Annotated in this window: 19 protein-coding genes; 13 read left to right on the top strand and 6 right to left on the bottom strand. The window is 70.7% G+C overall.

All coding sequences use genetic code 11. The annotated features are described in order from the left end of the window. Both E1294_RS42880 and E1294_RS42885 read right to left on the bottom strand, forming a co-directional pair. Positions 1 to 853: glycosyltransferase family 2 protein (locus tag E1294_RS42880; RefSeq protein ID WP_132516996.1), on the bottom strand; the 853-nt coding region annotated here is incomplete at its 3' end. Next, positions 850 to 2,493 carry a carbamoyltransferase family protein gene (locus E1294_RS42885; protein WP_132516998.1) on the bottom strand — a complete coding sequence of 548 codons (1,644 nt, stop codon included), beginning with the start codon at positions 2,491 to 2,493 and terminating at the stop codon, positions 850 to 852. The genes E1294_RS42885 and E1294_RS42880, both read right to left, overlap by 4 nt. A 167-nt stretch (positions 2,494 to 2,660) precedes the next feature. On the opposite strand from E1294_RS42885, the gene E1294_RS42890 reads away from it, so the two are divergent. The 3 genes from E1294_RS42890 to E1294_RS42900 are packed head-to-tail and all read left to right on the top strand — an operon-like array spanning position 2,661 to position 4,511. Further along, positions 2,661 to 3,257 (top strand): D-glycero-alpha-D-manno-heptose-1,7-bisphosphate 7-phosphatase, encoded by a 597-nt coding sequence (locus tag E1294_RS42890; protein ID WP_165977797.1) that lies wholly within the window; start codon positions 2,661 to 2,663, stop codon positions 3,255 to 3,257. Next, positions 3,254 to 4,174, top strand: a complete 921-nt coding sequence (locus E1294_RS42895; RefSeq protein WP_181958644.1) for a glycosyltransferase — start codon at positions 3,254 to 3,256, stop codon at positions 4,172 to 4,174. The genes E1294_RS42890 and E1294_RS42895 overlap by 4 nt, the downstream gene beginning before the upstream one ends. A gap of 34 nt (positions 4,175 to 4,208) precedes the next feature. Beyond that, the gene (locus tag E1294_RS42900; RefSeq protein ID WP_132517027.1) at positions 4,209 to 4,511 is read left to right on the top strand and encodes a WhiB family transcriptional regulator; all 303 of its coding nucleotides are present in this window, start codon (positions 4,209 to 4,211) and stop codon (positions 4,509 to 4,511) included. Here E1294_RS42900 and E1294_RS42905 read toward each other — a convergent pair. Further along, on the bottom strand, positions 4,447 to 4,932 hold the full coding sequence (locus E1294_RS42905; protein WP_132517000.1) for a peptide deformylase: 486 nt from the start codon (positions 4,930 to 4,932) through the stop codon (positions 4,447 to 4,449). The two genes, E1294_RS42900 and E1294_RS42905, sit on opposite strands and share 65 nt — an antisense overlap. 262 nt (positions 4,933 to 5,194) lie before the next feature. On the opposite strand from E1294_RS42905, the gene E1294_RS42910 reads away from it, so the two are divergent. Both E1294_RS42910 and E1294_RS42915 read left to right on the top strand, forming a co-directional pair. Continuing rightward, positions 5,195 to 6,346 (top strand): uroporphyrinogen-III synthase, encoded by a 1,152-nt coding sequence (locus E1294_RS42910; protein WP_132517002.1) that lies wholly within the window; start codon positions 5,195 to 5,197, stop codon positions 6,344 to 6,346. Then, on the top strand, positions 6,343 to 7,083 hold the full coding sequence (locus E1294_RS42915; RefSeq protein ID WP_246083689.1) for a sirohydrochlorin chelatase: 741 nt from the start codon (positions 6,343 to 6,345) through the stop codon (positions 7,081 to 7,083). Before E1294_RS42910 ends, E1294_RS42915 begins: the two co-directional genes overlap by 4 nt. A gap of 173 nt (positions 7,084 to 7,256) precedes the next feature. Here E1294_RS42915 and E1294_RS42920 read toward each other — a convergent pair whose 3' ends face one another. From E1294_RS42920 to E1294_RS42930, 3 genes are all read right to left on the bottom strand, one after another. Next, positions 7,257 to 7,748 (bottom strand): hypothetical protein, encoded by a 492-nt coding sequence (locus E1294_RS42920; protein WP_220448262.1) that lies wholly within the window; start codon positions 7,746 to 7,748, stop codon positions 7,257 to 7,259. A gap of 219 nt (positions 7,749 to 7,967) precedes the next feature. After that, entirely contained in the window at positions 7,968 to 8,822 is an 855-nt protein-coding gene (locus E1294_RS42925; RefSeq protein WP_132517006.1) for a PAC2 family protein, read from the bottom strand. Between the two features lie 222 nt (positions 8,823 to 9,044). Then, positions 9,045 to 9,500, bottom strand: a complete 456-nt coding sequence (locus E1294_RS42930; RefSeq protein WP_132517008.1) for a universal stress protein — start codon at positions 9,498 to 9,500, stop codon at positions 9,045 to 9,047. Positions 9,501 to 9,629: 129 nt separating this feature from the next. Here E1294_RS42930 and metH point away from each other — a divergent pair, with 129 nt between their 5' ends. The 8 genes from metH to E1294_RS42970 all read left to right on the top strand — a co-directional run bounded on the left by metH (position 9,630) and on the right by E1294_RS42970 (position 20,953). Beyond that, complete coding sequence (metH, locus tag E1294_RS42935) at positions 9,630 to 13,094, top strand: methionine synthase (RefSeq protein ID WP_132517010.1); 3,465 nt, start codon at positions 9,630 to 9,632, stop codon at positions 13,092 to 13,094. Positions 13,095 to 13,225: 131 nt separating this feature from the next. Beyond that, a complete protein-coding gene (locus E1294_RS42940; protein ID WP_246083690.1) occupies positions 13,226 to 13,912 on the top strand; it encodes an HAD family hydrolase in 687 nt (228 codons plus the stop codon). A 105-nt stretch (positions 13,913 to 14,017) separates the two neighbouring features. Next, the gene (locus E1294_RS42945) at positions 14,018 to 14,509 is read left to right on the top strand and encodes a cellulose synthase (RefSeq protein ID WP_132517013.1); all 492 of its coding nucleotides are present in this window, start codon (positions 14,018 to 14,020) and stop codon (positions 14,507 to 14,509) included. Positions 14,510 to 14,733: 224 nt separating this feature from the next. Continuing rightward, positions 14,734 to 15,726, top strand: coding sequence for an ABC transporter permease (locus E1294_RS42950; RefSeq protein WP_132517015.1), 993 nt, complete (start codon positions 14,734 to 14,736; stop codon positions 15,724 to 15,726). A 49-nt stretch (positions 15,727 to 15,775) separates the two neighbouring features. Beyond that, on the top strand, positions 15,776 to 17,536 hold the full coding sequence (locus E1294_RS42955; protein ID WP_165977798.1) for an ABC transporter substrate-binding protein: 1,761 nt from the start codon (positions 15,776 to 15,778) through the stop codon (positions 17,534 to 17,536). A gap of 84 nt (positions 17,537 to 17,620) precedes the next feature. Continuing rightward, complete coding sequence (locus tag E1294_RS42960) at positions 17,621 to 18,634, top strand: ABC transporter permease (RefSeq protein ID WP_132517017.1); 1,014 nt, start codon at positions 17,621 to 17,623, stop codon at positions 18,632 to 18,634. Then, positions 18,631 to 19,662 carry an ABC transporter ATP-binding protein gene (locus tag E1294_RS42965; protein WP_132517019.1) on the top strand — a complete coding sequence of 344 codons (1,032 nt, stop codon included), beginning with the start codon at positions 18,631 to 18,633 and terminating at the stop codon, positions 19,660 to 19,662. The genes E1294_RS42960 and E1294_RS42965 overlap by 4 nt, the downstream gene beginning before the upstream one ends. Before the next feature lie 256 nt (positions 19,663 to 19,918). Beyond that, positions 19,919 to 20,953 (top strand): ABC transporter ATP-binding protein, encoded by a 1,035-nt coding sequence (locus tag E1294_RS42970; RefSeq protein ID WP_132517021.1) that lies wholly within the window; start codon positions 19,919 to 19,921, stop codon positions 20,951 to 20,953. The last annotated feature ends 94 nt before the right edge of the window (positions 20,954 to 21,047 follow it).

Below are 21,047 nucleotides of genomic sequence, written 5' to 3' on the forward strand. Positions count from 1 at the left end.
GGGCCAGCCCCGCGCGGGTCGCGGGCACACCGCGAAGGCCCGGGCGGCCGCCGGCCGTACGCTTGCCGCGCAGGGCGGCCGCCCCCAGGGCCGTCGCCGCGAGCGCGGCCGCCGTGGTGGCGGCGTGCAGGCGCAGGCGGCCGGGGCCGCCGCCGATGGCGGCCCGCCACCCCGGCCCGTGCAGGTGCCGCATGAGCGCGTCGTCGGCGTTGCCCCGCTGGAAGCGCACGCTCGCCCAGAACCCGTCGTCACGCACCGGGTGGGTGGTCAGCCGCTGTCCGTGGACCAGCCGGTGCCCAGCCCGCATCACCCGCAGCGCGAGGTCGGCGTCCTCCCGGTACGCCCGCGGGAACCGTTCGTCGAACCCCCCGGCGGACTCCAGCACCGGACGCCGGTAGGCCATGTCGGCGGTCACCCACAGCGCGCCGGAGAGCCCGGCGGTGTGCCGTTCGCCGTCGGTGGGCCGCCGCCCGCCGGACTGGCCGGCCGGCAGGGGCACCACGATCCGCCCCTGGCTGCCGGCCACGTCGTCGGGCAGATCCACGAGGTCCTTCCAGACCGCCTCCGCCCACCCGGGCCAGGGGATCACGTCGTCGTCGAGGAACACCACCCAGGGCGTCTCCGCGGCCCGCCACCCCGCGTTGCGTGCCGCGGCGGGCCCCCGCCCGCAGGACCGGACGACCCGTACCCGGCCGGGCAGGGACTCCAGCACCCCGGACGGCCCGGAAGCGCCGCCGCGGCCCTCCGGCGCCGTCCTGTCGTCGACCACGATCACCGGCATGCCGGAGCCCACGGCGGCCAGCGTGTCCAGGAGTGTGGCGCGCCCGATGGTGGGGATCACCACGGTGATCACGAGGCGAACACCTCCCCGCGCCGCACCAGGTACGGCCCGAGCGCGAGCACGTCCACCGGCGACGACCCGAAGCACTCCAGCGCGTCCCTGGGGTCGTCGACCATGGGACGCCCCGCCGTGTTCAGGCTCGTGTTGACCACCACGGGCAGCCCCGTCCGCGCCTCGAACTCGCTCAGCACCCGCGCCATCAGCGGGTCGGCGCCCGGCGAGACCGTCTGGATGCGCGCCGTCCCGTCCACGTGCACGACCGCGGGGATGCGCGGTGCCCAGCCGGGGCGCACGTCGTGGACGAACAACATGTACGGCGAGGGCACCGGTCCCCGTCCGAAGATCTGCGCCGCCCGCGTCTCCAGCACCATCGGCGCGATCGGCCTGAACTGCTCGCGCCCCTTGACGTCGTTCAGCCGCTCGGTGTTGCGCGCGTGACCCGGGTGGGCCAGCAGCGACCGGTGGCCGAGCGCGCGCGGCCCGTACTCCGAGCGCCCCTGGAACCAGGCCACGATCCGGTCGGCGGCCAGCTCGGCCGCCACCGCGGCGGCCAGGTCGGCGGGCCGGGTGTACGGCACGCGCGCCACGTCCAGCCAGGCGCCCAGTTCCTCGTCGGTGAAGCCGCGCCCGAGCGCCGTGCCGGGCATGGGCGCGGCGGGCTCGCCGTACGCGTGCGCCAGGTGCAGCGCGCCGCCCAGCGCGGTGCCGGAGTCGCCCGCCGCCGGCTGGACCCAGATCTGCTCGAACGGCCCCTCGTCCAGCAGCCGGGTGTTGGCCACGCAGTTCAGCGCCACCCCGCCGGCCAGCGCCAGCCGCCGCTCGCCGGTCCGCTCGTGCAACCAGCGCACCAGCTCGAGCAGCACCTCCTCCAGCCGGGCCTGCACGCTGGCGGCCAGGTCGGCGTGGTCGGAGGTCCAGGCCGCGCCGTTGCACAGCGCCTTGGCGTAGCCGCCCCAGTCGACCGGCTCGACGCGGAACCCGCCGTCCCCTGTCGTGTAGATCACCTCGCGCAGCGCGGCCAGGTGGCGGGGCCGGCCGTAGGAGGCCATCGCCATGACCTTGTACTCGTCGCTGGAGCGCAGGAAGCCGAGGTGCTCCGTGACGTCCTCGTACATGAGGCCGAGCGAGTGCGGCAGCTCCTGCGCGGCCAGCACCTCCAGCTCGCCGTCGCGGTAGCGGCCGGCCAGGTGGGAGACGTTCTCGCCGCGCCCGTCGCACACCAGCACCGCGCAGTCCCGCCCCGGCGTCGACCACTGGGAGGCCAGTCCCGCGGACGCGGCGTGCGCCACGTGGTGCGGCACATAGCTGACCTGGCCGGGGTCCAGGCCCGGCAGCGCGGTGGACAGGAACGCGGGCGCGCGCACGGCGTACCTCGTCCGCAGGTCCTCCCAGTCGCCCTCCGGTTTCTGGACCACCAGCGAGGGGTCGTAGGAGTAGGCGACGGCGTCGATGTCCTCGGGGGAGAGTCCCGCCTCCCGCAGGCACCACGCGGCGGCCAGCTCGGGCAGCTCCCAAGCCGAGAACGCCAGCGGCCGCTTGCCGTGCTTGCGGCGGCTGAAGCGCTCCTCCTCCGCGGCGGCGACGATCTTCCCGTCGACCACGAGCGCGGCGGCCGGGTCGTGGAAGATCGCGTTGATGCCGAGAAACTTCATGTCCCCTCCCCACAGATGTCGAGAACCGCTACCGACAGGAGCGGCTCTCAAACATTCGGCTACCTGAGGACATGCGGATACGGGCCTCTGTGCCGGGGGATTGTCACGCTAGGTAGTTGTTTGTCGGTTGAGGGCCCGGGTAGCTGCGGGACACGCGACGGAGGTGAATGGTGTTCGAAAAGCGACGTCCCGGCGCCGTGCTGTTCGACCGGGACGGGACCTTGATCAGGGACGTTCCGTACAACGGCGATCCCCGCCTCGTCGAGCCCATGCCGGGTGCGACGGAGGCGCTGGGCCGGTTGCGGCGCGCGGACATCCCGGTGGCCGTGGTCACCAACCAGTCCGGGGTGGCCAGAGGGCTGGTCACGCCCGACGAGATGGACCAGGTGAACGCCAAGGTGGAGGAGCTGCTCGGCCCGTTCGACGCCTGGGCGATCTGCGTGCACGACGACGCCGACGGCTGCACCTGCCGCAAGCCCGCGCCCGGTCTCGTGATCAGGGCCGCCGCCGTGCTCGACGTCAGCCCGCGCGACTGCGTGGTGGTGGGCGACATCGGCAGGGACATGGAGGCGGCCATGGCCGCCGGGGCCAGGGGCATCCTTGTCCCCACCCTGGAGACGCTGCCGGAGGAGATCGAGGAGGCCCTCGAGGTCGCCGACGATCTGGCCGACGTCGTGGAGCGCGTGCTCAACGACGCCGGCGAGGCGCCCGTGCCTGCCGCCGCCGCGCCCTGGGCCAGGGCGATGGGCTGGAGCCGCTGGTGAGAATCCTCATCTGGCACGTGCACGGCTCGTGGACCGGCGCCTTCATCAGGGGCGGCCACGATTACCTCCTCCCGCTCGTCCCCGGCCGCGGCCCTGACGGCCGGGGCCGCGCCGCCACCTTCGACTGGCCGGCCGCGGCCCGCGAGGTGCCGTACGACCGGCTGCGCCACGAGCCCGTGGACGTGGTCGTCTACCAGCGCCCGCACGAGATCGGCCTGGCCCGCGAGTGGCTCGGCCGCGACGTGCCCGGCGTCTACGTCGAGCACAACACCCCGGCCGGCGACGTGCCCCGCACCCGGCACCACCTCGCCGGCCAGAACGACGTCACGCTCGTGCACGTCACCCACTTCAACGAGCTGTACTGGGACAACGGCCGGGCGCGCACGCGCGTCATCGAGCACGGAGTCCCCGATCCCGGCCACCTGTACACGGGCGAGCTGCCCAGGGCGGGCGTCGTGGTCAACGAACCGGTACGCCGCACCAGGGTCGCCGGCACCGACCTGCTGCCCCGCTTCGCCGAGCGGGTGCCCCTCGACGTGTTCGGCATGAAGGTGGACGGGCTGCCGTACGGCACCCGCGAGGACCTGCCGCAGCACGTCATGCACGCCGAGCTGGCCAGGCGGCGCGTCTACCTGCACCCCTACCGGTGGACCTCGCTGGGGCTCGCCCTCGTCGAGGCCATGACGCTGGGCATGCCCGTGGTCGCGCTGGCCGCCACCGAGGCGATCGAGGCCGTGCCGCAGGAGGCCGGCGTCCTGTCGACGAAGGTGCACGTGCTTGCCGGCGCGCTGCACGATTTCGTGGCCGACCCGGAGCACGCGAGCCAGGCGGGAAAGGCCGCCAGGGCCGCGGCCCTGGCGCGGTACGGGCTCGGCCGGTTCCTCGCCGACTGGGATCGGGTGCTCGAAGAGGTATGACGGTCAGACGTCTGGGTAGGCGCGCCCCATGATGATGCTCGACTGGACACGCAGGGCGGCCTGCCTCGACCTGGACCCGGAGCTGTTCTTCCCTATCTCCCAGGAAGGTCCCAGCCAGTCACAGGTCCAGCGGGCCAAGCACGTCTGCGGCGGCTGCCCCGTACAGGAGGCGTGCCTCGACTACGCGCTCAGCACCAGGCAGGCGTACGGCGTCTGGGGCGGCACCGATCCGGACCAACGGCGAGAGCTCAGGGCGGTCGCCGCCGCCCGTCTCAGCCCGCCGGCAGTGCCTCGGCGAGAAATCGTGCCCGCTCGCCCTCTTCGAGATGGTCGCTGAACAGCACGCCGTCGAGATGGTCGACCTCGTGTTGCAACACCCTCGCCAGGATGCCCAGCGCCCGCACCGTCACCGGCTTGCCGAACATGTCACGGCCACGCGCGGTGACCATGTAGGAACGTTCCAGTGGCCACCACACGCCGGGCGCCGACAGGCACGCCTCATCGGCGGTGACGCGCCGCGCCGACAGCTCAAGGCGCGGATTGACCAGGTGGCCCGCCTTGCCGTCGTACGCGTAGACCACCACCCGCACCGCCTCGCCCACCTGCGGCGCCGCCAGGCCGGCCCGGCCGGCTCCCGCGCGCATCGTGGCCGTCAGCGTCTTCACCAGCCGCCTGAGCTCCCGGTCGAAGTCGTGCACCGGCGCCGCCACCGCGCGGAGCACCGGATCGTCGAACATGCGAATAGGCCGGACCGTCACCAGCACTCCCCGATAGCCGTCGTCGTGACGGACGTTTCCCTCCGCGGCGCCGCCCCAACCGCGAAGGTGCCTGCCTTGTAGCACAGCGGTAACAGAGGAGACCCAGCGGCGAAACCACCCGGAAGCAGGATCGGAGCGTGATCTCACTTGCGTCGCACGCGCCTGTGATGCCTGGCCGGGTGCTCGGGGCCCGGCCAGGTGCAGGGCCGGCTACAGGGCCAGGCACAGGGCCAGGCATCCCTGCCCACCCGGAGGTGTCCGCATGAGCGAGCGCTCGTCCCCGGAGACGGAACCGGACGCGCTGGCCGGCTTCACCGTCGGCGTGACCGCGACCAGACGGCGAGAGGAGTTCGGGGCGCTGCTGGAGCGGCGCGGCGCGCGCGTGGTCAGCGCCCCAGCCATCAGGCTGGTCCCGCTGGCCGAGGACTCCAGCCTGCTCGGCGCGACCCGGCACAGCCTGCAGGGGCCGCTCGACGACGTGGTGGTCACCACCGGCGTCGGCTTCCGTGGCTGGATGGCCGCCGCCGAAGGCTGGGGGCTCTCCACCGACCTGGGCGAGCACCTGTCCAAGGCGCGCCTGCTGACGCGCGGGCCCAAGGCCAGGGGAGCGGTGCGGGCGGCCGGTCTCAACGACCACTGGACGCCCGCCACCGAATCGTGCGACGAGATCAAGCAGTACCTGCTGGCCCAGGACCTGAGAGGGCGGCGCATCGCGGTACAGCAGCACGGCGAGCCGCTCAGCGAGTTCGTGGCCGGCCTGCGCGCGGCGGGGGCCGAGGTGATCGAGATCCCGGTCTACCGGTGGCTGCCGTACCGCGACGCCTCGCCGCTGCGCCGGCTCATCAGCCAGACGGTCTCCGGCTCGGTGGACGCCGTCGCCTTCACCAGTGCCCCCGCCGTGCACGCCATGCTCGGCATGGCCCGCTCCGAGGGGCTGGAGGACGCGCTGCTGTCCGCCTTCAGCGGGCCCGTGGTGGCCGCCTGCGTGGGGCCCGTGACCGCGGGCCCGCTGGACTCGCGCGGCGTGCCCACGCTGCAGCCGGATCGTTCGCGGCTCGGCGCGCTGGCCCGCGCCCTGGCCAGGCACCTGCCGGAGCACGGCGTCACCACGCTCGTGGCCGGCGGTCATCAGGTGGAGATCCGCGGCCACGCCGTCGTCGTCGACGGAGAGCTGCGGCCGCTACCGCCGGCCCCGATGGCGGTGCTCAAGCGCCTGGCCGACAAGCCGGGCCACGTGGTGTCGCGCGCCGACCTGCGTACCGTGCTGCCGGGCGGCATCGCGCGCGACTCGGCCGAGCACGCGGTGGAGATGGCCATCACCCGGCTGCGCCGCGCCCTCGGGCCGAGCGGCATCGTGGAGACGGTGGTCAAGCGTGGCTACCGGCTCGCCTGCCGCTACGAGGCGGAGTCGTGATCCCCGCGCTCGTGCTCGCCGCGCACGGCACGCGCAGCGCCGCGGGGCAGCGAACCCTCTCGGCTCTGGCGGAGACGGTCAGAAGAGCACGTCCTGGCCGGCGAGTCGAGCTGAGCCATCTCGAGATCAGCCCGCCGCTGCTGGCCGAGGTGCTCCCCGCCGTCCCAGGCCCCGTCGTGGTCGTGCCGCTCCTGCTGGCCGGCGGCTACCACGTCCACATCGACCTGCCCGCGGTGATCGCGCGGAGCCGCCCGGACGCGGTGGTGGCCGGCTGGCTGGGGCCGCACCGGCTGCTCACGTCGGCGCTCGCCCGCAAGCTGGCGCGGGCCGGGCTGCGCGCGGACGACGCCGTCGTGCTCGGCGCGGCGGGCTCCTCCGACCCGGCCGCCCTCGCCGACGTGCGTGCCGCCGCCCACCGGCTCGGCGTACGCCTGGCGCGCCCGGTCACCGCCGCCTTCGCCTCCGCCGGCGCTCCCTCGCTGGAGGAGGCCGTGGAACGGCTCGGCTCCGCCGCGCGGGTGGCGATCGCGTCGTACGTCCTCGCGCCCGGTTTCTTCCACGACCAACTGATCGCGGCCGGTGCGGGGCCGGTGAGCGAGCCGCTGGGGGCCGACCCGGACGTGGCGGCGCTGATCTGGCACCGCTACGAGGAGGCACTCCGCGATCGCCGCGCGACGGCACGGCACGCAGGTCACCCCCTGGCCGCCCCGCCGGGCCTGCGCCACGCGACCCGCTGACACCGCCACGGGACACGCCACGAGGCACGCGCCGGGCGGCGGCGGGCGCGTCAGGCGCGAACGGCGGGCGTGTCAGCGGGGCGTGGCGGCGTCAGGCGCGAACGGCGGGCGTGTCAGCGGGGCGTGGCGGCGTCAGGCGCGAACGGCGGGCGTGTCAGCGAGGTGTGACGGCGTCAGGCGTGGACGGGTTCGAGGCGCAGCTCGCGGACGATCTCCCTGGCGCTGTCGTCGAGGCTCGGCCCGGCGTCCCGTCCGACGAACATCTCGATGTAGGCCCGATGGAAGCAGCCCGCCACCAGCAGCCGCGCGCTGGCCTCGGGGTCGGCGTCGGACCGCACCCGGCCCAGCCGCTGCTCGGCGGCCAGGTAGGCGGCGAGTGGCGTCGTCTCGGTGCGCGGCCCGAGCCCGGCGTCGCGCAGGGCCTCGCGGAAACGGACCGTCACGTCAGGCGAGGTGAAGGCGGGCAGCGCCGCGCCCTGCACCTCCATGTAGTAGTCGATGCCCGCTCGCGCCACCGGCAGAAGATTGTCGGATATGCACCCTTTCCCTACGCGATGGGTTAGATCGTGGAGAATGCTGAGCCAGAGCGGGAGCCGGTCCTGCAGTAGCGCGAGGAAATAGTCGACGTTGCCGCCGCTGCGGTCCTCCCTGACGGAGACGGCCATCTCAAGGATGCGCCGCCTGGTTTCCTGACTTCTTTGGTGCGGATCCACGTGGGAAGTCGCCATGGCATGCCTAACGGTGCGCGGTCGGTTGATCAGGCATTACGGTGCGTGGTCGATGCTGATGGAAGGGGCGACAGCTGGTGTCCAGCTTCGTGCGATCGTGCAAGGCACCGATTATCACCCGAAACCGCGAAAAATGCCGGGATTTGCGCTCGTAGGTCAGCTGTCGGTGTCGCGGTCCCTGCGCCGCAGGTAACGCTCGAACTCGGCGGCGATCGCGTCGCCGCTGGCCTCGGGCAACTCGGCGGCGTCCTTGCGCTCCTCGAGCTCCTTGACATATTCGGCCACCTCGCTGTCCTGCGAGGCCAGCTCGTCGACGCCACGCTCCCACGCGCGGGCCTCCTCGTCGAGGTCTCCCAGCGGCATGGGGATCTGCAGCACGTCTTCGAGACGGCGCAGCAGCGCGGCCGTGGCCTTGGGGTTGGGCGGCTGCGCGACGTAGTGGGGCACCGACGCCCACAACGACACCGCGTCCATGCCGGCCTGGCCGAACTCGTGCTGCAGCACCCCCACGATGCCCGTCGGGCCCTCGTAACGGCTCAGCTCCAGGTTGGTCGAACGCGCCAGCGTCTCGTCCGTGGCACCGCCGAAAACGGGCACTGGGCGGGTGTGCGGCGAGTCGTTGAGCAGCGCCCCCAGCATCACGGCCAACTCGACGCCGAGCTCGCGGCAGACCTCGATGATGTCGGCGCAGAACGAGCGCCAGCGCATGTTGGGCTCGATGCCGCGCAGCAGCACGACGTCGCGCTCGACGCCCGGGGGGCGGGCGCGCAGCAACCGCGTCGTCGGCCACACGATCGACTGGGCCAGCCCGTCGTTCATCTCGACCACGGGCCGGGTCACCTGAAAGTCGTAGTAGTCGTCGGGGTCGAGCGCGACCAGCGTCTCGGCCTTCCAGACGGACTCGAGATGGGCGACCACACCGCTGGAGGCCTCGCCCGCGTCGTTCCACCCTTCGAACGCGGCTATGAGCACCGGGTCGACGAGCTCAGGGAGCCCTTCGAGGTCTATCACGTGTCGCCTCCCCTCTCCATCATCCCGCTAAGCCTATGCGGTTCGGAGGCGTCAGCGTCACCGATCTCCCTCCGCGACGCCCGCGAACGCCTCATCGTGGCGCTCGCGGCTCCCATCCCCGGGCCGCCGGACCCTTACCGTCCCCCTCATGGCTCCGGGGCGCCCGTACGTGCTCTGCCGGACGTCATCCAGCACTCGCGCAGAGCTCTCCGGCAGGCGGGGTCAGCGGCCGTCGGTGGTGCGGACGATGAGCACGTCGCAGGAGGCGCGATGCGAGACGCCGGACGGCACCGACCCGAGCAGCCGCCCTGCCAGGCTGTTCAGCCCCCGGTTGCCCACCACCAGCAGGTCCGCCCGGTGCCGGGCCGCCAGCGAGATCAGCACGTCCACGGCGTCACCCTGCTCGGCGGCCAGGACGACGTCGGACGCGCCCGCCGCCACGGCGTGCTCGCGCGCCGCCCGCAGGACGTCGTCGGCCGGTGTCGAGCCGCTCACCTTGTACGCCAGCTCGCCCAGCAGGTCGGCGGCCGCCGACCGCTCGCTCTCCCTCATGGGCAGGTACGCGCACGCGAGCACGAGCGTGGCGCCGGTCGCACGGGCCAGGGACGCGGCCGCGGAGACGGCGCGGAAGGACGAGGAGGAGCCGTCGGTGCCCACGAGCACGGTGCGGTAGGCCATGGAGCCCCCTATTGGACGTGACGTTCAATGACAGTTCCGCACCCTAACTCCCCGCTCTGACAGGCGCGTTCACCGGTCCTCGAGGCAGCCTCGAACGATGGTTCAGGCACAGCCGATAAGCTTCACCTCATGAGCATCTCCCCGTCCTTCCGAGAAGTGTTGTCCCAGCGCGTCGTCGTCGCCGACGGGGCGATGGGCACAATGCTGCAGGCCCAGGACCCGACGCTCGACGATTTCCACGGCCACGAGGGCTGCAACGAGGTGCTCAATGTCACCCGGCCCGACATCGTCCGTGGCGTGCACGACGCCTATTTCGCCGTTGGCGTCGACTGCGTGGAGACCAACACCTTCGGCGCCAACCTGGCCGCGCTCGGCGAATACGACATCCCTGAACGGGTCTTCGAATACTCCGAGGCCGGCGCCCGCATCGCGCGTGAGTCCGCCGACCACTGGTCCACCCCTGACCAGCCGAGGTTCGTGCTCGGCTCGATGGGCCCGGGCACCAAGCTGCCGACGCTGGGCCATCTGCCCTATGCCAGCCTGCGCGACGCCTACCGCGATAACGCCGCGGGCCTGATCGCCGGCGGCGCCGACGCCCTGATCGTCGAGACCTGCCAGGACCTGCTGCAGGTGAAGGCCGCCGTCATCGGCGCCAGGCGAGCCGTCGAAGACTCCGGCCGCGACGTGCCGATCATCGCCCAGGTGACGATCGAGACCAACGGCGCGATGTTGCTCGGCTCCGAGATCGGCGCCGCGCTGACCGCGATCGAGCCGCTCGGCGTCGACATCGTCGGGCTCAACTGCGCGACCGGCCCCGCCGAGATGAGCGAGCACCTGCGCTACCTCGCCCGCCACTCCCGGCTCAAGCTCTCCTGCATGCCCAACGCCGGCCTGCCGGTGCTCACCTCCGACGGCGCCTACTACCCGCTCAGCGCGGAGGAGCTGGCCGGCGCGCACGACACCTTCACCAGCGACTACGGCCTGTCCCTGGTCGGCGGCTGCTGCGGCACCACGCCCGAGCATCTTCGCCAGGTCGTCGAGCGGGTCAGGGGCAAGCAGATCGGCCAGCGCCGCCCCCACCCCGAGCCCGGCGCGTCCTCGCTCTACCAGACCGTGCCGTTCCGGCAGGACACCTCCTACCTCGCCATCGGCGAGCGGTGCAACACCAACGGCTCCAAGGTCTTCCGTGAGGCCATGCTGGAGGGCCGCTGGGACGACTGCGTCGAGATCGCGCGCAACCAGGCCCGCGACGGCGCCCACATGCTCGACCTGTGCGTCGACTACGTCGGCCGCGACGGCGTGGCCGACATGAAGGAGCTGGCCTTCCGCTTCGCCACCGCCTCCACGCTGCCGATCATGCTCGACTCGACCGAGCCCGCGGTGCTGCAGGCCGGTCTGGAGATGCTCGGCGGGCGCGCCGCCGTCAACTCCGTCAACTACGAGGACGGCGCGGGCCCCGACTCCCGCTTCCAGCGGATCATGCGCCTGGTGCGCGAGCACGGCTCGGCCGTGGTGGCGCTGACCATCGACGAGGAGGGCCAGGCCCGCACCGCCGAGTGGAAGGTGCGCGTCGCCGGCCGCCTTATCGACGACCTGACCACCAACTGGGGCATGCGGGTCGAGGACATCATCGTCGACTGCCTGACCTTCCCCATCGCCACCGGCCAGGAGGAGACCAGGCGCGACGGCCTGGAGACCATCGAGGCCATCCGCGAGCTCAAGCGCCGCCACCCGGGCGTGCAGACCACGCTGGGGCTGTCCAACATCAGCTTCGGCCTCAACCCAGCCGCCCGCATGGTGCTCAACTCGGTATTCCTCAACGAGTGCGTCAACGCCGGGCTCGACTCCGCGATCGTGCACGCCTCCAAGATCCTGCCGATGGCCCGCATCCCCGACGAGCAGCGCCAGGTCGCGCTCGACATGGTCTACGACCGCCGGCGCGAAGGCTACGACCCGCTGCAGCGCTTCATGGACCTGTTCGAGGGCGTCGACGCGGCCGCCATGCGCGCGGGCAAGGCCGAGGAGCTGGCCGCCCTTCCGCTGTGGGAGCGGCTCAAGCGGCGCATCATCGATGGCGAGAAGAAGGGCCTCGAGGCCGACCTCGACACCGCGCTGGAGCAGCGCCCCGCCCTGGAGATCATCAACGACGTGCTGCTCGACGGCATGAAGACCGTGGGCGAGCTGTTCGGGTCGGGGCAGATGCAGCTGCCGTTCGTGTTGCAGTCGGCCGAGGTGATGAAGTCGGCCGTCGCCTACCTCGAGCCCCACATGGAGCGGGTCGACGGCGAGACGAAGGGCCGCATCGTGCTGGCCACCGTCAAGGGCGACGTGCACGACATCGGAAAGAACCTCGTCGACATCATCCTGTCCAACAACGGCTACCAGGTGGTCAACCTCGGCATCAAGCAGCCCGTCTCGGCCATCCTGGAGGCCGCGGACGAGCACAAGGCCGATGTCGTGGGCATGTCGGGCCTGCTGGTCAAGTCGACGGTCATCATGAAGGAGAACCTGGAGGAGATGAACTCCAGGGGCCTGGCGGAGCGCTTTCCCGTGCTGCTCGGCGGTGCCGCGCTCACCCGCGCCTACGTCGAGCAGGATCTGGCCGAGTTGTTCGAGGGCGAGGTGCGCTACGCCCGCGACGCGTTCGAGGGGCTGCGGCTCATGGACTCGTTCATGGCCGTCAAGCGCGGCGTCGCCGGCGCCACGCTGCCGCCGCTGCGCGAGCGGCGCGTCAAGACCGGCGCCGTGCTCACCCGCACGCCCGTGGAGGAGTTGCCGGCCCGCTCCGACGTGGCGGAGGACAACCCCGTGCCGTCGCCGCCGTTCCACGGCGACCGGGTCGTCAAGGGCATCTCGCTGGCCGACTACAGCGCTTTCCTCGACGAACGGGCGCTGTTCCTCGGCCAGTGGGGGCTCAAGCCCGCCAGGGGCGGCCAGGGGCCCGGCTACGACGAGCTGGTGGAGACCGAAGGGCGGCCGCGGCTGCGCATGTGGCTCGACCGCATCCAGACCGAGGGCCTGCTGGAGGCGGCCGTCGTCTACGGCTATTTCCCGTGCGTCTCCGACGGCGACACGCTGATCATCCTGGATGACGACGGCGGCGAGCGCACCCGCTTCACGTTCCCGCGCCAGCGCCGCGACCGCCACCTGTGCCTGTCCGACTTCTTCCGCGGCAAGAGCTCCGGCGAGGTCGACGTGGTCGGCTTCCAGGTGGCCACCATGGGGCCGAAGATCTCCGAGGCCACGGCCGAGCTGTTCGCGAAAGACGCCTACCGCGACTACCTCGAGCTGCACGGTCTGTCGGTGCAGCTCACCGAGGCGCTGGCCGAATACTGGCACGCCAGGGTGCGCCAGGAGTGGGGGATCGGCGGAGACGAGTCGCTCGACGACATGCTCAAGGTCAACATCCAGGGTTGCCGCTACTCGTTCGGCTACCCTGCCTGCCCCAACCTGGAGGACCAGCAGCAGCTGTTCCAGCTGCTCGATCCCGAGCGCATCGGGGTGACGCTGTCGGAGGAGTTCCAGCTCCACCCCGAGCAGGCCACCTCCGCGCTGGTCGCCCACCATCCCGAGGCGAAATACTTCAACGTCTGACCCGGCCCGGCACCCACCGGGGGACACGGCCACCGATCCCGCCTCACGGGATGAGTCCAGGCTCCCGCGAGGCGGTGCCTGGAGGTGCGGCGAGACCAGGGCGTGACCAGGGCGGGAAAGGACGACGGCACATGGCGACCGAGCGCGCCGAACGGAGTGAGGCGATGGACATGCAGGCGGTCTTCTTCGACATGGACGGCCTGCTGGTCGACACCGAGACGGTCTGGCTCGAGATCGAGGCCGAGGTGATGGGCAGGCTCGGCGGGACATTGACGCCCGACCACCAGGTGCACCTCCTGGGCGGGTCCATGGAGCTCGCGGTCGGCTACATGCTCTCCGTGTCCGGCTCCGGCGAGAGCGCCGCGACGGTGGGGCAGTGGATGGTCTCCGGCATGGTGGAGCGCCTTGCCGGCGGGGTGCGCGTGATGCCGGGCGCGTCCGAGCTCCTCGACGCGCTGCGCGACGAGGGTGTGCCGGTCGGGCTGGTCACCTCGTCGTTGAGGGAGATCGCCGACGCGGTGCTCAAGGGCGTCGGCCGCGACCGGTTCGACATCGTGGTGACCGCCGACGACGTCGAGCGGACCAAGCCCGACCCTGAGCCCTACCTGACGGCCGCGCGGCAGCTCGGCGTGCAGCCGGTCCGCTGCGTCGTCCTGGAGGACTCACCGAACGGCGTGGCGGCGGCCACCGCCGCCGGCTGCGCGGTGGTGGCGGTGCCCAGCCTGCTGCCGGTCGAGCGGGCGGCCGGCCGCCTGGTGGTCTCCTCCCTGGAGGAGGTCACGGTCGGCCGTCTGAGGGCCCTTCTGCCGGGCGCCTGAGGGGTCAGGGCCCGCCCCCTAGGGGAAATGTGGTTCTCGCGGAGGATGCCGTCCCGCGTTCGCGTGCCAGGATGGAGACAGAGCCACAACGAGGGAGCGGGCAGGATGTCGTTTGACCAGATCGCTTGGCTGCCGCTGTGCGCCGGGGCGACCATCGCCGGGCTGGTGTTGAGTTTCCTGGCGTTCCGGCGCAGGGGGGCCGCCTCCGGGCTGCGGGTGGCGGCGTGGGCGTTGCTGCCGGTGGCGGCCTATCTGACCGACGCGCTGCGGTCGCTGTGGACCATCGGTGTCACCATCGTGGGCTTCGTGACCGGTCTGGTGCTCAACCCGCTCGTGTGGGCGGGAGTGGCCGTCGCGGGGCTGTCGGCGGTGCTCTTCGTGGTGTCCGGAGTGATGCGGGGCAGGAAACTGAGGATCGTGGGGCGGAGGAAGAAAGCGTCCGAGGACGGCGGGCAGGAGCAATCTGTTAAGCCCGCAGCGAACAAACCGGCCGTTTCGAGTAAACCTCAGCGCACCGCGGCCGCCCCCAAAGCGGGCAAGGGCGACGACGACTTCTCCGACATCGAAGAGCTGCTGAAGCGCCGGGGCATCAGCTGACTCCGACGCTCTGTCACAGTTCCGAGACTCAACCGGGACGCAGGCTAGACATTGTCCCAAAGATCAATACGAATGAGTTTCGCATCAATCACAGATTAGCCACATAGCGGCCTGAGGGACTGGTCAGTGCAGCTCAGGCCATAGATTCTGCCTCCTGAGGTCGCGACTCGCGGTCTAAAGTCAATCCATAGACGCGTCGTCTGGTATTCAGGGGGCAATCCGGCATGACCGCACCGCTAGACGCTTCCGGTTCCGCCGCAGAAGCGCAGCCGGAGTCGGTGCTCGCGGGGGCGGGCAAGGCCATCCAGGGCAGATCTCTCACCCGGATCGCCTGGATGCGGCTCAGGCGCGACAAGATCGCGCTTACCGGCGGCATCGTCGTCATGCTGCTGATTCTCGTCGCGATCTTCGCCTCGCCCATCATCGCAGTGTTCGGCCACCCGCCCCTGGAGTTCCACCAGGAGCAGATCGACCAGAGCACGCTCCTGCCCAAGGGCACGTTCGGCGGCATGAGCGGCGAATACCTGCTCGGCGTCGAGCCGATCAACGGCCGCGACATCTTCAGCCGCATCGTCGCCGGCGCGTGGATCTCGCTGCTGATCGGTTTCCTCGCCACGATGTTGTCGGTGCTCATCGGCACCACGCTGGGCGTCATCGCCGGCTACTTCGGCGGCTGGGTCGACCTGGTGATCGGCCGGCTGATGGACGTCTTCCTGGCCTTCCCGCTGCTGGTCTTCGCGATCGCGCTGGCGGGCGTCGTGCCCGACAAGGGGTTCGGCCTCGAAGGCAACGGCCTGCGGATCGCCATGATGATCTTCATCATCGGCTTCTTCAGCTGGCCCAGCATCGGCCGCATCGTCCGCGGGCAGACGCTCTCGCTGCGCGAGCGGGAGTTCGTCGACGCTTCACGAAGCCTGGGGGCGCGCAACGGCTACATCCTGTTCCGCGAGATCCTGCCCAACCTGATGGCGCCGATCCTGGTCTACGCGACCCTGCTCATCCCGACCAACATCCTGTTCGAGGCGGCGCTCTCCTTCCTGGGTGTCGGCGTCAACCCGCCCACCCCGACATGGGGAGGCATGCTCTCGGAGGCGGTCCGGTTCTACACGCTGCCGCACTTCGTGCTCTTCCCGGGGCTGGCGATCTTCGTTACCGTCCTTGCGTTCAACCTGTTCGGCGACGGGCTGCGGGACGCCTTCGACCCGCGGGCGCACTGACCTTCGCCAACGCTCCATCCCCCATCTCACTCATCAAGGGGTTACGTCAATGAGAAGGAAAACCGCACTGGCAGGGGCCGCGACAGCGGCGCTCGCCCTGGTGCTCTCCGCATGCGGCGGAGGCGGCGGCACACAACAGCCCGCCGAGTCGGCCTCCGGCGGCGCCGCGCAACCCGCGTTCAACGCCGGCCTCAACGAGGTGTACAACCCGTCGACGAAGAAGGGCGGCACCCTCAAGGCCGCCCATTCCGCCGACTGGGACAGCCTCGACCCGGGTGACACCTACTACGGCTACTCGTTCAACTTCGGCCGCCTCTACTGGCGGACGCTGACGATGTACAAGCCGGGTCCCGGCCCCGAGGGCAACACCGTCATCCCTGACCTCGCCGAAGGCCTGGGCGAGGCGAGCGACGGCGGCAAGACCTGGACGTACAAGCTCAAGAGCGGGCTGAAGTTCGAGGACGGCACGGAGATCACCGCCAAGGACGTCGCCTACGCCGTGGCGCGCTCCTGGGACAAGAAGACCTTCCCGCACGGCCCCTCCTACCTCAACGAGCTGCTCGACTGGCCGAAGGACTTCAAGGGCGTCTACGACGACCCCGACGCCGACTACTCCTCGGCAGTCGAGGCGACCGACGACTCGACGGTGGTCTTCCACCTGAAGGAGCCGTTCGCGTCCATGGACTACGTCGTGCAGATGCCGATGACCGCCCCGGTTCCCAAGGACAAGGACACCGGCGCGAAATACAAGGAGAAGGTCGTCTCCTCCGGCCCGTACAAGTTCGAGACCAACGAGATCGGCAAGGGCTTCACGCTGGTGCGCAACGACCAGTGGGACCCGGCGACCGACCCCAACCGTCCCGCGCTGCCCGACCGGATCGAGGTCCAGGTCAACGTCAACGCCGACGACCTGGACAACCAGCTCATCGCCGGCGACATCCAGCTCGACATCGTGGGCACCGGCCTGCAGGCGGCCGCCCTGGGCAAGGTGCTGCCCGACCCCGCGCTGAAGGCGCGTACGGACAACCCCACCATCCCCAGGCTGTGGTACGTCTCGGTCATCCCCGACACGCCGCCGCTGGACAACGTCGAGTGCCGCAAGGCGGTCATGTGGGCCGCCGACCGCGTCGCCAACCAGACCGCCTACGGAGGCGAGCTGGCCGGCGGCGAGATCGCCACGAACGCCCTGCCGCCGCCCATCGTCGGCCAGGAGAAGTTCGACCTGTACGCGACCCCGGGCAACAAGGGCGACGTCAACAAGGCCAAGCAGGCCCTGACCGCCTGCGGCCAGCCGAACGGCTTCTCCACCACCATGACCTACCGCTCCGACCGTCCTCGCGAGAAGGCGCTGGCCGAGGCCATGGAGCAGGCGCTGGCCAAGGTCGGCATCAAGCTGACGCTCAAGGGCTTCCCCGGCTCCAGCTACTTCTCCGACTACGCGGGCAACGTCAACTACGTGAAGAAGAACGGCATCGGCCTGGCCGCCCACGGCTGGGGCTCCGACTGGCCTGACGGCTACGGCTTCCTGCAGGCTATCGTCGACAGCCGCACGATCCGCGACGCCGGCAACTACAACCTCAGCGTCAAGAACGACGAGGTGGACAAGCTGATCGACCAGGCCTCCGCCGAGCTCGACGACGCGGCCCGCGCCAAGCTCTGGGTCGATGTCGACAAGAAGGTCATGGAGGACGCCTCCATCCTTCCGGTGGTCTGGGCCAAGTCGCTGCTCATGCGCGGTAAGGGCCTGACGAACATCGCCTACAACGAGGGCCAGAGCATGTACGACTACATCTTGCTCGGCGTCGAGTGACCGTGCGGGGTACGGGGATATAACGAAGGCAGGTGAAGGCAGAAGTGGCCTGCCCGGCGACGGGCAGGCCACTCGGCCGTAGCGGTGTTCACATACATCATCAAACGTGTCATCGGCGCGTTCGCCATGCTCATCGTCATCAGCATGGTCACCTTCGGCATCTTCTACGTCGTCCCCCAGTGGGCCGGCGCCTCGCCGGAGGCCATGGCGTCGCGCTACGTCGGGCGCGCCGCGACGCCGGAGACGGTGCACCTGGTGGCCGAGCGGCTGGGCTTCAACGACCCGGTGGTCGTGCAGTACGGCAGGTTCGTCAAGGGCCTGGTCGCAGGAGCCGAGTACGACTACGGCGCCGGCATTGAGCAGTGCCCCGTGCCCTGCTTCGGCTACTCCTTCATCAGCGGGCAGCCGGTCTGGCCCGATCTGCTGGACCGTATGCCGGTGACCTTCTCGCTGGCCATCGGCGCCGCCGTCCTCTGGGTGGTGGGTGGGGTCTGCGTGGGCGTGATCTCCGCGCTGCGCCGGGGCAGCTTCTTCGACCGCCTCTCCATGGGCACCGCGCTGGCCGGCGTCTCGCTGCCGATCTTCTTCACCGGCATGATCTCCCTGGTCGTCTTCAGCTACGGCCTGGGCTGGACACCGCCCGGCGGCGCATGGACAGACATCTCCGTCAATCCAGCCCAATGGGCCTACAACCTGCTGCTGCCGTGGATCACACTGGCGTTCCTGTTCGCCGCGACCTACGCCCGGCTCACCCGTGCCGGGATGCTGGAGACGATGGGCGAGGACTACATCCGCACCGCCAGGGCCAAGGGCCTGCACGAGCGCGAGGTCGTGGTCAAACACGGCCTGCGGGCCGCGCTGACGCCCATCCTGACCCTCTTCGGCATCGACTTCGGTCTGCTCATCGGCGGTGCCATCCTCACCGAGACCACCTATACTCTGCCCGGGCTCGGCCAGTTCGCCATCCTGGCAATCAGAAATCAGGACATGCCGCAGGTCATGGGCGTGGTGCTGGTCGCCGCGATGTTCGTGGTCGTGGCCAGCCTGGTCGTCGACCTGCTGTACGCCGTGGTCGACCCGAGGGTGAGGTTGTCGTGAGCTTCCTTGACGTCAAGGACCTGAAGATCCATTTCCCGACCGACGACGGCCTGGTCAAGTCCGTCGACGGGCTGTCGTTCAGCGTCGAGCGCGGCAAGACCCTGGGCATCGTGGGGGAGTCGGGCTCGGGCAAGAGCGTGACCAGCCTCGGCGTCCTCGGCCTGCACAAGGGCGGGCGGGCGCGGATCTCCATCTCCGGCGAGATCTGGCTCGACGGCGAGGAGCTCAACGGCGCCACGGCCGAGCACGTACGCGGGCTGCGCGGCAAGAAGATGGCGATGATCTTCCAGGATCCGCTGTCGTCCATGCACCCCTACTACACGGTCGGCCACCAGATCATCGAGGCCTACCGCATCCACAACGACGTCAGCAAGCAGGTGGCCCGCAAGCACGCCGTCGACATGCTCGGCAGGGTGGGCATCCCCGAGCCGGCGAAGCGCGTCGACAGCTACCCGCACGAGTTCTCCGGCGGCATGCGCCAGCGCGCCATGATCGCCATGGCACTCTCGTGCGACCCCGAGCTGCTCATCGCCGACGAGCCGACCACCGCGCTCGACGTGACCGTGCAGGCGCAGATCCTCGACCTGATGCGTGACCTGCAGAGCGAGTTCAACTCCGCGCTCATCATCATCACGCACGACCTCGGCGTGGTGGCGGAGCTGGCCGACGACATCCTCGTCATGTACGCGGGCAGATGCGTCGAATACGGCTCCACCGACGACATCTTCTACCGCCCCGAGCATCCCTACACCTGGGGGCTGCTGGGCTCCATGCCCCGCCTCGACCGCGAGCCCACCGAACGGCTGCTGCCGATCAAGGGCTCCCCGCCGTCGCTGATCAACGTGCCGGAGGGCTGCGCCTTCCACCCCCGCTGCCCGTTCGCCGAGCGCACCAAGGGCAAGGCCGAGACCGAGTCGCCGGCGCTCGCCGAGACCGAGGGCGGCCACCTGGTGCGCTGCCACATGAGCCGGGACGAGCGGCGCACGCTGTGGGAGAACGAGATCAAGCCCGCGCTGGAGACCTCGTGACATCCGCTCCGGCCCGCGAGGCCGAAGGATCCCGGAGGAAGCCGGGTGGCGCGCGGGCCGCCACCCCGGCCCGCGCCTGGAGGGTTTCCCGCGCCGCCACGCACTCCGAGGCGGTCGTGCTCACCGGCGTGGTGATCACCACCGACGCTGGCCAACCCGGGCCGCCGCGCCGACACGATCAGGAGAACGTCATGCCCTGGAGCCCCCTATTCGTTCACCGCGCCAGGGGACGCGGCCGTCACGCGGGAGGTGCGCGATGACCGAGGTGAGCGACAACGAGCTGCTGCTTTCCGTCCAGAACGTCGAAAAGCACTTTCCCGTGACGAAGGGCCTGCTCAAAAGGCAGGTCGGCGCCGTCAAGGCGGTCGACGGGATCAGCTTTGACGTGGTCAAGGGCGAGACGCTCGGCCTGGTGGGCGAGTCGGGCTGCGGCAAGTCCACGACCGGGCGGCTGGTCACCCGGCTGCTGGAACCCACGGCCGGTAGGATCGTCTTCGAGGGGGAGGACATCTCGCACATGTCGCAGGGCCGGCTCAGGCCGCTCCGCCGTGACATGCAGATGATCTTCCAGGACCCTTACTCGTCACTCAACCCCCGGCACACCGTCGGCGCCATCGTCGGCGCCCCCTTCCGCATCCAGGGCGTGCGCACCGAGAACGGTGTCAAGAAGGCCGTCCAGGACATCCTGGAGCTCGTCGGGCTCAACCCCGAGCACTACAACCGCTACCCCCACGAGTTCTCCGGCGGGCAGCGGCAGCGCATCGGCATCGCCCGTACACTCGCGCTCAGGCCCAAGCTGATCATCGCCGACGAGCCCGTCTCCGCGCTCGACGTGTCCATCCAGGCCCAGGTCGTCAACCTGCTCGAAGACCTGCAGAACGAGCTCGACCTGACCTACGTCGTGATCGCCCACGACCTGTCGGTGGTGCGCCACATCAGCGACCGGGTCGCCGTCATGTACCTGGGCAAGATCGTCGAGATCGCCGACCGCAAGCGCCTGTACAGCTCGCCCATGCACCCGTACACCAACGCCCTGCTGTCGGCGGTGCCGGTGCCCGACCCGAGAGGGCGAGCCGGCCACGAGCGCATCCGGCTGACCGGCGACGTGCCGAGCCCGCTCAACCCGCCGCCCGCCTGCCGCTTCCACACTCGCTGCTGGAAGGCACAGGACATCTGCAAGCAGGTCGAGCCGCCGCTGGAGGAGCTGGCCAGCGGCCACCAGGTCGCCTGTCACTTCCCGGAGAACGCCCCCGAGGTCTCCGCGGCCCCCGCCGCGACCGAGGACGCCTGAGCCCCGCCCCGGGACCAGGCGCCGCGTGTCGCGGGCGAGGCGGCGGAGCCGCGCCCTGTGGTCGCGGCGCGTCGGGTGTCGCGGGGCCGGGGTG

Origin of the sequence: Nonomuraea diastatica (assembly GCF_004349015.1) — a bacterium.
Lineage (GTDB): Bacteria > Actinomycetota > Actinomycetes > Streptosporangiales > Streptosporangiaceae > Nonomuraea > Nonomuraea diastatica.

Coding starts and splice junctions, on each gene's coding strand:
- E1294_RS42885 (WP_132516998.1), bottom strand. CDS start 2,493: ATGAAGTTTCTCGGCATCAACGCGATCTTCCACGACCCGGCCGCCGCG.
- E1294_RS42890 (WP_165977797.1), top strand. CDS start 2,661: ATGGTGTTCGAAAAGCGACGTCCCGGCGCCGTGCTGTTCGACCGGGAC.
- E1294_RS42900 (WP_132517027.1), top strand. CDS start 4,209: ATGCTCGACTGGACACGCAGGGCGGCCTGCCTCGACCTGGACCCGGAG.
- E1294_RS42910 (WP_132517002.1), top strand. CDS start 5,195: ATGAGCGAGCGCTCGTCCCCGGAGACGGAACCGGACGCGCTGGCCGGC.
- E1294_RS42920 (WP_220448262.1), bottom strand. CDS start 7,748: ATGGCCGTCTCCGTCAGGGAGGACCGCAGCGGCGGCAACGTCGACTAT.
- E1294_RS42930 (WP_132517008.1), bottom strand. CDS start 9,500: ATGGCCTACCGCACCGTGCTCGTGGGCACCGACGGCTCCTCCTCGTCC.
- metH (WP_132517010.1), top strand. CDS start 9,630: ATGAGCATCTCCCCGTCCTTCCGAGAAGTGTTGTCCCAGCGCGTCGTC.
- E1294_RS42940 (WP_246083690.1), top strand. CDS start 13,226: ATGGCGACCGAGCGCGCCGAACGGAGTGAGGCGATGGACATGCAGGCG.
- E1294_RS42945 (WP_132517013.1), top strand. CDS start 14,018: ATGTCGTTTGACCAGATCGCTTGGCTGCCGCTGTGCGCCGGGGCGACC.
- E1294_RS42950 (WP_132517015.1), top strand. CDS start 14,734: ATGACCGCACCGCTAGACGCTTCCGGTTCCGCCGCAGAAGCGCAGCCG.
- E1294_RS42955 (WP_165977798.1), top strand. CDS start 15,776: ATGAGAAGGAAAACCGCACTGGCAGGGGCCGCGACAGCGGCGCTCGCC.
- E1294_RS42970 (WP_132517021.1), top strand. CDS start 19,919: ATGACCGAGGTGAGCGACAACGAGCTGCTGCTTTCCGTCCAGAACGTC.